The following is a 9,859-nucleotide window of genomic DNA, read 5'->3' on the forward strand; positions in this document are numbered from 1 at the left end:
GCGAATGCAAAGGCGATAAGCCCGATGTCGGCGGCCTTAAGCGGTCCTACATCAAAGTAAAATCCGCGCAGAATTTCATACTCCCAGAGAAAGTACCATTCCGGATAGATATGCGTCGGGGTTTTGAGGCTATTTGCCGGCTCGAAATTTATCGGATCCATCGCAAAATCGAAGTGAAAGCCGACCAGATAAAAGAAAAATATCATAAAGATACTGACGTAGAAAAAATCCTTCGCCAAAAAGCCCGGCCAAAACGGAATTACCTTGCTTTCGCCCGTTTTGCCCTGCAGATACTTCTCGCCTTCAAGATCAAAGTCAATCTCCTCGCCATCTAGGTTATTTACATGCGGAAATCTAAGCGAATAAAAATGCACTGCCAGCACCGCAACCACCACGAGAGGCAGCAAACAGACATGAAGCATAAAAAATCGCGTCAGCGTCGGATCGCTTACGGCGTAATCGCCGCGAATCCACTCGACTATCGCATCGCCCACTACTGGAATTCCACCAAAAAGATTAGTAATAACCATCGCTGCCCAGTAGCTCATCTGCCCCCATGGAAGCATATAGCCGCTGAAAGCCTCGGCCGAAAAAATAATGAAAAGCAGCATTCCGCTTACCCAAATCATCTCTCGCCCTTGCTTATACGAGCGGTAATAAATAGCTACTAAAGTATGAATGTATAAGATCAAAAATACAACTGATGCCGATACTGCGTGGATATGACGCCATAGCCAGCCGTATTCGACCTCCTTCATAATCGTGAAATTTACGCTATCAAATGCTAAATTTACATCCGGCTTATAATACATCACGAGCATTAGTCCACTAACGAACAAAACTATAAATAGCGTCATCAAAATAACGCCCATCGCCCAAAGGAAGCTGATATTTTTAGGAATCCAATACTCGCTTACCATCACCTTGAAAAATTTCGTTACGGCGAGCCTTTGGTCGAACCAATCCCAAACTCCCGTAGCTTTTCTTATATGTGCCATCTGCGCCTCCTATGCTTTCTGCTTTAGGGCTTGGTATTCGGAGCCCTCTTCGCCTAAAACGAGTTTCGTTCCGTCGATTTTAAAGGGCGGTATATCCATAGGACGCGGCGGCGGACCAAATACGTTTACGCCGTTAGCATCGAAAATCCCGCCGTGACATGCACAGATGAATTGTTGCGTCGATGGCTTGTAGCTAGGAATACAGCCTAAATGCGTGCAAAGCCCTATGCAAAGCGTATATCTAGCATCCCCTACGACGACATCGCGGGCATCGTTTTTAGGCATATCGGCGGTCTTTTTAAGCACGAAAATCGGCTTTTTGCGCCACTGAGTTTGATAAAGCTCGCCCTCTTTGATCGGACTTAGATCTACCGTAGTGACGCCCGCAGCGCGCACGCTAGGAAGCGGATCCCACGATTTCTTCATCCCCACGAGTGCGAAAACGCCACCCACAGCGGCAACCGCGCCGAAAGTAAGCTCGATAAAGCCTCGTCTATCCTGTTTTAGATCAGACATCTTTATCCTTTCAAATTAAGAAATTGACAAGTGTCAATTTTAGCCAAATAAAGATTAAATCAATATGATTATAAGCAGAAATTTAGCTTAATCTTGCAAGCTAAATTATATTTTAAGATAATTTTAATGCCTAGCGAGGCGTTTTCGCAGTTTAAAATTTTATAAATTTTCAAATTCTGTCATGTTCTATCATGGCGCGGAATTTAAAATTTTAAAATTTTGTCGCGCAAAAGCTACTGCGACAATGGCGTGCAAAATTTTAAAATTTCGACATCATAAATAAAATTTCATAAAGCGCGAGATTTTAAATTTAAAAATGAGCATAGAATTTATAAAATCAAATCTTAAAATTTCACTGCTCAGTCATAATAGTAGCGGAGTGGAATTTTACGCTAGCGCGCTAGCTGAAATTTTAAAATTCTAGAATTCGTCACACTTCTGTCGCATGAAAAAATTCCGCTAGAAGTAAAATTTAAAACATTAAACCCCATAGCGGCGCAAATTCTAAATCATTAGAATTTTACGACGCCTTAAAATTTCAAGCATCAAAAATTTTGTCGCGATGCAAAATTTTAAAATTTAGCGCAATCGTGAGCCATAAAATTCTATAAAATTCTGCGGGATTTCAAAGCCTAGCCAAAATTTAAAGATAAATTTCATAAATCCCTAAAGCCTCGGCAAGCTGCAAAATCCGGGCGAAATTTCAAAATTATTATTCTGAAATTTGGGCCCCACCTATCTAAAGTCTAGCCGATTTGCCCGAGCGAAAATACGCCGCGATCGCAAGAGCCACCATCGAAGCGACCATCACGTACGCCCAGCCCGGCACCGGAATACGCTCGCCGCTAGCATAGGAGTGCATGCCGCTTAGGTAGAAATTTACACCAAAATAGGTCATTATGACGCTAAAATACGCAAACATCGAGGCTACGGCAAAGGCGAACTGATTATTGAGCTTAGGCATAAATCTAAAATGCACTACCACCGCGTAGATAAAAATCGTAATGAGCGCCCAGGTCTCCTTCGGATCCCAGCCCCAGTAGCGCCCCCAGCTTTCGTTCGCCCACACGCCGCCTAGGAAGTTGCCGACCGTCAGCAAACAAAGCCCTAGGATCATCGACATTTCGTTGATATGCGTGGCTTCTGCGATATTGCGCGCAATCTCGGGGTTTTTCTTATCGAATAAAAACATCACGAGGGTAAAAATTCCAAGCAGCATGCAAAGCCCCAAAAATCCATAGCTCGCGGTGATTACCGAGACGTGGATCGTAAGCCAGTATGATTTTAAGACCGGCTGCAGATTAGTAATCTGCGGATCGATGTCGCTAAGATGTGCCACCATCAGCGTGATACCCGCCATTATCGAGGTAAGCGCCAGCGAGATCGCGGATTTACGCGAGAAAAAGATTCCGCTTAGCGACAGCGCCCACGCGATGTAGATGAGCGATTCGTATGAGTTGCTCCACGGCGCGTGCCCCGAGACGTAGCCGCGTAGCGCAAGACCTGCAGTATGCGCGATAAAAGCGACGATATTTACGGCATAAACGAGCTTAAACGCGCCGCCTAGACGAAGAGCGGGCTTCATCATCCGCAAAAAGATAAAGATCAGAAGCAAAAATCCCGAGACAGTGTAGATCGGAAAGAGGCGAGAAAAAATTTTAGCCTTATTAAATAGAATTTCATATTTTATTGCGCCCTCGCTAGGCATTAAATTTACTCCGTTTTGCGCTTGGTATTTTTTGACGTAGCTTAGCATCTTTTCTGCGCCGCTCCAATCCCCGCTTTCTTGGGCATAGACCACGGACGAAACGAATATTCCCATCATCTTTTTAACTTCAGCAGATTCGTTTTGATCCAGCGCATCGCCTAGATATAGCGGCGAAAGCCACTCGTTATTTTTAGCGTTCTTAACCGGAATAATTCTAAAATAATCCCCCATAAACGCCGAGTAAAAGACGTTTACGCGCTCATTTACCTTGATGATCTCTTTATCGAGCACGCCGCGATTGCCCAAAGGCTTTCGGTTGATCTCCTCGACCATTTTATCGAGCTTGTAATAACTCTCGCCGCCTTTAAATTCAAAAAAATCCATCATGCTGGCGTGGCTTTGCTTCTCATCCATACCTAGAATTTTTTTAAGCTCCGGCTCGCTAACCTTGATGATTGGCGCACGCCTCCAGTAGCTTTGATTTAGCATAAACGAAAGCGCGGCAGCGTTATGATTTAAAATTTCGCCATTTGGCGCCTTGTAGTTGTCGGCGCGGTAAATTTTATTTAAAAGCTCCCTAGAAACTGTATCAAAAGGCTCCATTCGCCCATCAAATCCCTGAATTACGAGGCTTGCTAGATCCTCACTAAATTTAGGATCAAATTTCGGCACGGCTAGCTCGCCTCCCATAGTAGAAAAATTATGCGGCGGGATGGAGTCTTGCTCCGCTGCAGATTCTTGCGAAACGGAGCTTTGATTGGAATTTTCAACGGCGAAATTCTGCGCGGAATTTTGCACAAAATTTTGCGAAGTAGAATTTTGCACGCTAGCCGGGCTTTGCGGCGCGGAATTTTCTGTAGCTGTGTTTGAGACGGAACTAGAATTTTGAGTAGTGGAGTTTTGTTCGGCATTTGCTGCGCTAGGATACAATGCAGCCAAGCTCAAAGCCAATGCGCCTACTAATGCCAATGCCGCACCTTTAGTGCCGCGTCGCGATTTTTTGGTGCGTTTTGATATGGAGCTTTCTGCGGAGCTTACGGGCACCGAGCTAGACGCGGAATTTTTAGAATTTACATCTTTTTCTGTAGCAAGATGCGTATTTTCGCTGATTAAGCGCGAGAGCTTGAAAAAGCGCGAGCCTCGGTTGAAAAAGTTAAAAAACATCCCCACGCAAAGCAAAAAATAGCCGATGTAAGTTGGAGCTTTGCCGGGGTCTTTATTGACCGAAAGCACGGTACCACGCTCATCCGTGTCGTATGAGCTTTGGAAAAATCGGTATCCGCCGTAATCGAGCACGTGATTCATAAAAATATCATAATCAAAGCTCGTATTGCCGTCTTTTAACGTGATTTCGCTTTTATATCCGGAGGGCGAATTGGTGCCTGGATAGCGATCCATCACAAAGTCGCGAAGCGCGATTTTAAAAGGCAGATGAAGCATCTTTGGCGCCAAGGCTACGATGAAATTCTTATCACCTACCTTGTAGCTAGCGCCATGCGAATCCCTAGGTACGTAGATTTCGCGACTCTGCCCTGCAAAGCTTAGCGTAGCTACTACGCCGGGCTCACCCGGTAAATTCGTATCGACCGGGACAAATTTCTCGACCGCGGAGCTAAGCAGGCTAACGGGGGCGAAATTTATCCCGTCGAAGCTGTAAAGCAAGAGATTGCCTAGCGGATTATCCTCGTTTCTCTTAAGCGGTGCAGTGCTCATATCAGCCATTTTAGTGGCGTTTATATCAAGATTTGAGTTTAGATAAAATTTGCCGTCTTTGGATTTTATATAGATGAAATTCTTACTTTTAGGCTCTGCATTAAAAGTAATACTAAGCTCGCCTATATCCATGCTTTCTCCTGATTGCAAGGAGACATTTTGGCTGCCAACATTGTTGGAAAATAATAACTCCACGCGCGCAGGAGCCTGTCCGGTCGGATCTTGCACCCATTTTAGCTCGCCGTGTTCTATTAGCTCTTTAAATTTTAAATTTGCGATCCTGCCCTCTACGTCTAGATTGAGATCGAAGTTCATCCGTCCTGCGCCGTTTAAAAATTTGCTCTCGTCAGCAGATATAAACTCGCCGTCACTGCCTAAAGTAAGAAGCTGAACGACCTCGTCTTTAGTCGTTACGATCGAGCTCTCGCTGCCCTCTCTTATATGGATATTGCCCTCAAAGCCGAAATATCTCGTCAAAATCGCTCCAGCAAGCATAAACAAAAAGCTTGCGTGAAAGATTAGCGCAGGCAGCGTGCGAAGTTTAATCATGCGGTAGCGATAGATATTGTAGGTTAAATTTACTCCCAAAAGCACCATCAGCGCGCCAAACCACGCAGTAGAATAAACCATCGCCCAAGCTACTTCCGTGCCGTAAGCGGTCTCTACAAAAGTAGCGATTGCACAGGCTAGCGCCAAAATAAGTAGCATCACTGACGCGCACTCCATACTAAAAAATGTCTTCATTGATTTCCTTTAGATTTACGAGGGTTTTCAAAATCGCGAGATTTTAGCAAAAATTGCTTAATTTTTCATTTTACGACCTGCAAGCGCACGCCTACTAGCGTAGCTCAAATATGCGTTAAGATGCTCTGATAAAGCGGTAAAATTCTCTTCTTAGGCATTCGCTTAGGAATTTAACGGCGCGGATAAAATTTTATAAAATGCTGCGGAATTTGGCGAAATTCTATGTAAATTTCATGCGCCATCTCATAGCGTAATTTCTAATTTAGAATTCCGCTGCGATAAAATTCTATCTTTGCGGAATTCCTTCTTATTATTTTTTGCCTTGGGTATATGCGAGCTCGCACACGTCGCCCACGGCTTGGTGGCACGGGATCGCCGAGATCGAGTTATTGGGCGAGCCATCAATCACTTTATCTGAATAAACCAAATAGATTAGCGAGCCCTGCACCGCATCGTAAAGCCTGACTACATGGGTCTTTTTGAAGATCAACGAGCTGCGTTTTTCAAAAATATCCTCTTTTTTCAGCTCCTCTTTAATGATGATTTTAGGCGCTGTCTGCACGCACGAAACAGAGGCTTCGGAGCGGTCCTCCTCCACGCCGATGATCTCTTTGGCACCGCCTTTTTTGGCGTAAGAGACGTAGCAGGTCACTCCATCAACCTTAGGATCTTTAACCGCGATAACTTCGATGCGATCGTCTTTGCCAAAAATTCTAAACGAAGTATTTACGCTACCTACGAGCTCGTAATCGCCCGCAAAAGCAAAAGCCGCTAAAATCGCTGCTAGAATAAATTTTTTCATAACCATCCTTTGGAATTTTAGCGGCGATTTTATCATTTATAATATAAATATTAAGCAAGTTTTTATAAAATACCGCGATTTAAATTTAAAGGAATTTTATGATCGAAGATATCTTTAGAGAATACGATATTCGCGGCATCGTGGGCGAAGAGCTAAACGAGCGCAGCGTAAAAGCGATCGGCTTCGCGCTTGGCAAACATATCGCAAATCTTGGGCTTGAGCGCGTTAGCGTGGGATACGACGCCCGTCTTAGCGCGGACGAGCTTTTCGGCTATTTCGTAAGCGGGCTAAATTTCGCCGGGTTGCGAGTTTATGATATCGGCTTGCTGCCGACGCCAGTGGGCTATTTTAGCGTATTTACGCATAAATTTGACGCAAACGTAATGATCACAGGCTCGCACAACCCCAAAAACTACAACGGCTTTAAAATAACGATCGGCACGGATAGCTTCTTTGGCGCGGATTTGAAACGCCTAGGCGCGCAGGTTCGAGAGCTGATGAGTTCAAATTTTAAAATTCCAACCGATACAAGCACCCAGAGGTACGACATTTTAAGCGAGTATCTAGCATATTTTGAGAAGGAATTTGCGGCTCTTAAGGGCTTTGCCGCGCCCTTTATAATCGACTGCGCAAACGGCGCCGCAGGCGTTACCGCTACTAAAATCATCGAAAGGCTAGAGCTAAACGCTAAAGTTTTGTTCCCGCAGCCCGACGGCAATTTCCCAAATCATCACCCTGATCCCAGCGAGGAGAAAAATTTAGCAGATCTTAAAGCTGCGATGAAGCAAGACGGCGTGGCTTTGGGCTTCGGCTTTGACGGAGATGCCGATAGGATCGCCGTGCTTACGCCGCGCCGCAATATCAAAGGCGACGAGCTAGCCTGCCTGCTTGCTCTAAACATGCACCGCCCGCGCATCCTAGGCGAGGTTAAATGCTCTCAAGCGATGTATGATACCATCGATAAGATCGGCAAAAGCTTTATGGGCAAGACCGGCCACAGCAATATCAAAAAGGCGATGAAGGATCTCGGTATCGATCTTGCCGCGGAGGTTAGCGGGCATATCTATTTTAAAGAGCGATATTTCGGCTTTGATGACGGCGTATATGCGATGATGCGCGTGCTTGAGCTCGTAGCTAAAGGATATGATTTAGACGCCGAGCTAGACAAGCTGCCGCGGGTTTTTTGCACCGATGAGATTAAATTTAATACGAGCGAGGAGGCAAAATTTAAGATCATCGAGGCTCTTAAAGCTCAAATCCACGCAGGTATCGCGGAGCTACCGCCTATCCGCGATATTATCGAGATTGACGGCATCAGAGTGCGGTTTGATAACGGCTGGGCACTCGTACGGGCAAGCAATACCACGCCTGTGATCGTAACTCGCTTCGAGGCCTCTAGCCCTGAGTTTCGCGACGAGATGCAGCGCGTATTTTTAGGTAAACTAGAAAATTTAAAGGACCAGAGATGAACGAATCTGAAAAGCAAGAGGTTGAAAAAAATATAAAAGAGCTTTTGGCTGCGAGAGCGGAATTTTTTAAATTCTTAGATGAGCGCGTGCCAAAAATCGCGGGTACCGACGTGTTTGATTTCGAGCGCGCAGGCGCGGCTAGCTTGAAAGAAGTTTATGCGAAATTCTACGGCTACGATTACGCCGCGCGCAAGCTGCTGCCATATTTATACCGCACTTATGGGCTAAATTTCGATGTCTGAGATCATCTTAGATCGCGCCGCTTATGCGCACAATCTAGCGCAAATCGCCGCCAAAGTAGGTGGAGCGGAGCGAGTATTTTTAGTAGCCAAGGATAATTCATACGGCCATGGCTGCAGGCTCTGCTGCGAGGAAGCGGCAAAGCTAGGCTTTGTACGCGTCGTAACGCGAAGTGCTGCGGAAGCTGCGCAAATTGCGGATTTATTTGATGAAATTTTAGTGCTCTCGCACATTCCGCGCGGGGACGAGGACGAGCGGTTTTGCTACGCAGTAAATGATCTGAGCTACTTCTCGCGTCTTAAACGAGGGCTTAAAATTTATATCGCTGCAGATACCGCGATGCACCGCAACGGCATCGCTGCGAACGAGTTAGATGAGGCGCTTAGGCTATGCAAGGCGGGCGGATTTAAGCTTCGTGGCTTTTTTACACACTTTCGCGCAAGCGACGAGCTAAGTGGAGATTTTTTCGCGCAGAGGCAAAATTTTATAGAATTTAAGCGCCTTGCGAGGCAAAAAGCCGCCGCCGCGGGCTTTGGAAATTTAAAATTTCATTCGAGCAACTCCGCAGCTATCGAGCGAAGTGCGGGCTTTGAGGACGAATACGTGCGCGTAGGCATGGCGCAGTTTGGCTATCCGCAATTTGACGAGAGCCTAAATTTACACCCCGTGCTAAAGCTCTATGCCGATCTGATCAGCTCGCGCGTGCTGAAAAAAGGCGAGCGCGTGGGCTATGGCGCTAAATTTGAAGCGCCACGCGATATGAAGATCGGCACATACGATCTGGGTTACGCTGATGGGCTATTTCGCTACGACGGCGAGGGCGAGCTAGCGCTTGCAAACGGGCAAAAAATGCTCGGAAAAATGTCGATGGATAGTTTCTGCGCGGAATTCGGCGGAGAGCGAGTTTGCGTGCTGGACGACGCGCGGATTTGGGCAAAACGCTTCGGCACGATCGAATATGAAATTTTAGTCAAATTAAATTCCAACATCCCAAGGAGATTTCAATGAAAGAGCTGCAAGGAGAAAATAACAAGCGTATAGGTTACGACGATAAAGGCTTATCCGCGCGAGGCGAGAGCTTTGGCGGGGGAGAGTATCTGCGCCAAAACCAGATCAAAGAAGTTCTGATCATCGAGGGCGATCCTCCGCAGGATATGACCCATACCGTTTATCCGACGGTGACGACGGATGTCATTCGGAAATTTCGGGAAGAATTGCCGGAAATTCGGGTGTATGCCGGAATCGATCAGTATCGGGGCAGTATGCAGCAGGAGCAGTATCGGATTCGTCGAAAATTGCAGGCCGGGGCGGTGGGTTTCTTCACCCAGCCGTTTTTCGATCTGCGGCTCTTGGCGATGTACGCCGATATGTTAGAAGGGCTGGAAGTCTATTGGGGGGTATCCCCCGTCGAGTCGGAGCGGGCGAAAAGCTATTGGGAACTGAAAAATCATGTGGTGTTCCCGAAAAATTTCGCGGCGACCTTGGCGTGGAGCGTTGATTTCGCCCGGGAGGTGCAGGCCTTCGCCCAAAGCCGGGGAGACAGCGTCTATCTCATGCCCATCCGAACGGATTTGACGGCGTATTTGACGGGCGTTTTCGCGTAAGGCGCGGGACGGTGAAGGGGGCAGTGACCGCGATGTTTACGATACGGGAAAAATCATGGCTGTCG

At 46.5% G+C, this 9,859-nt stretch carries 8 protein-coding genes; 4 read left to right on the plus strand and 4 right to left on the minus strand.

Annotation, left to right across the window (positions count from 1 at the left end; genetic code table 11):
• From Q0095_RS01280 to Q0095_RS01295, 4 genes are all read right to left on the minus strand, one after another.
• A partial coding sequence (locus Q0095_RS01280; RefSeq protein ID WP_297880628.1) for a cytochrome bc complex cytochrome b subunit occupies positions 1–998 on the minus strand: 998 nt, incomplete at its 3' end.
• A 9-nt stretch (positions 999–1,007) separates the two neighbouring features.
• Entirely contained in the window at positions 1,008–1,514 is a 507-nt protein-coding gene (petA, locus tag Q0095_RS01285) for a ubiquinol-cytochrome c reductase iron-sulfur subunit (protein ID WP_297880630.1), read from the minus strand.
• Between the two features lie 739 nt (positions 1,515–2,253).
• Positions 2,254–5,679 (minus strand): cytochrome c biogenesis protein CcsA, encoded by a 3,426-nt coding sequence (gene ccsA / locus Q0095_RS01290; protein WP_297880632.1) that lies wholly within the window; start codon positions 5,677–5,679, stop codon positions 2,254–2,256.
• Positions 5,680–5,989: 310 nt separating this feature from the next.
• Entirely contained in the window at positions 5,990–6,481 is a 492-nt protein-coding gene (locus Q0095_RS01295; protein ID WP_297880634.1) for a CreA family protein, read from the minus strand.
• A gap of 98 nt (positions 6,482–6,579) precedes the next feature.
• Between Q0095_RS01295 and Q0095_RS01300 the strand changes: the two genes are divergently transcribed.
• The 4 genes from Q0095_RS01300 to Q0095_RS01315 are packed head-to-tail and all read left to right on the plus strand — an operon-like array spanning position 6,580 to position 9,794.
• The gene (locus Q0095_RS01300; RefSeq protein WP_297880636.1) at positions 6,580–7,950 is read left to right on the plus strand and encodes a phosphomannomutase/phosphoglucomutase; all 1,371 of its coding nucleotides are present in this window, start codon (positions 6,580–6,582) and stop codon (positions 7,948–7,950) included.
• On the plus strand, positions 7,947–8,192 hold the full coding sequence (gene cmeU, locus Q0095_RS01305; protein WP_297880638.1) for a CmeU family protein: 246 nt from the start codon (positions 7,947–7,949) through the stop codon (positions 8,190–8,192). Before Q0095_RS01300 ends, cmeU begins: the two co-directional genes overlap by 4 nt.
• Positions 8,185–9,198: an alanine racemase gene (locus tag Q0095_RS01310; RefSeq protein ID WP_297880640.1), complete on the plus strand. Its 1,014-nt coding sequence runs from the start codon at positions 8,185–8,187 to the stop codon at positions 9,196–9,198. Before cmeU ends, Q0095_RS01310 begins: the two co-directional genes overlap by 8 nt.
• Positions 9,195–9,794, plus strand: coding sequence for a methylenetetrahydrofolate reductase (locus Q0095_RS01315; protein WP_297880642.1), 600 nt, complete (start codon positions 9,195–9,197; stop codon positions 9,792–9,794). The genes Q0095_RS01310 and Q0095_RS01315 overlap by 4 nt, the downstream gene beginning before the upstream one ends.
• The last annotated feature ends 65 nt before the right edge of the window (positions 9,795–9,859 follow it).

The organism is uncultured Campylobacter sp. (genome assembly GCF_938045535.1).
GTDB lineage: Bacteria > Campylobacterota > Campylobacteria > Campylobacterales > Campylobacteraceae > Campylobacter_B.

Excerpts from the sequence above, each read along its gene's own strand:
- Q0095_RS01310 (WP_297880640.1), top strand. The coding sequence starts at position 8,185 with ATGTCTGAGATCATCTTAGATCGCGCCGCTTATGCGCACAATCTAGCG.
- petA (WP_297880630.1), bottom strand. The coding sequence starts at position 1,514 with ATGTCTGATCTAAAACAGGATAGACGAGGCTTTATCGAGCTTACTTTC.
- Q0095_RS01300 (WP_297880636.1), top strand. The coding sequence starts at position 6,580 with ATGATCGAAGATATCTTTAGAGAATACGATATTCGCGGCATCGTGGGC.
- Q0095_RS01315 (WP_297880642.1), top strand. The coding sequence starts at position 9,195 with ATGAAAGAGCTGCAAGGAGAAAATAACAAGCGTATAGGTTACGACGAT.
- cmeU (WP_297880638.1), top strand. The coding sequence starts at position 7,947 with ATGAACGAATCTGAAAAGCAAGAGGTTGAAAAAAATATAAAAGAGCTT.
- Q0095_RS01295 (WP_297880634.1), bottom strand. The coding sequence starts at position 6,481 with ATGAAAAAATTTATTCTAGCAGCGATTTTAGCGGCTTTTGCTTTTGCG.
- ccsA (WP_297880632.1), bottom strand. The coding sequence starts at position 5,679 with ATGAAGACATTTTTTAGTATGGAGTGCGCGTCAGTGATGCTACTTATT.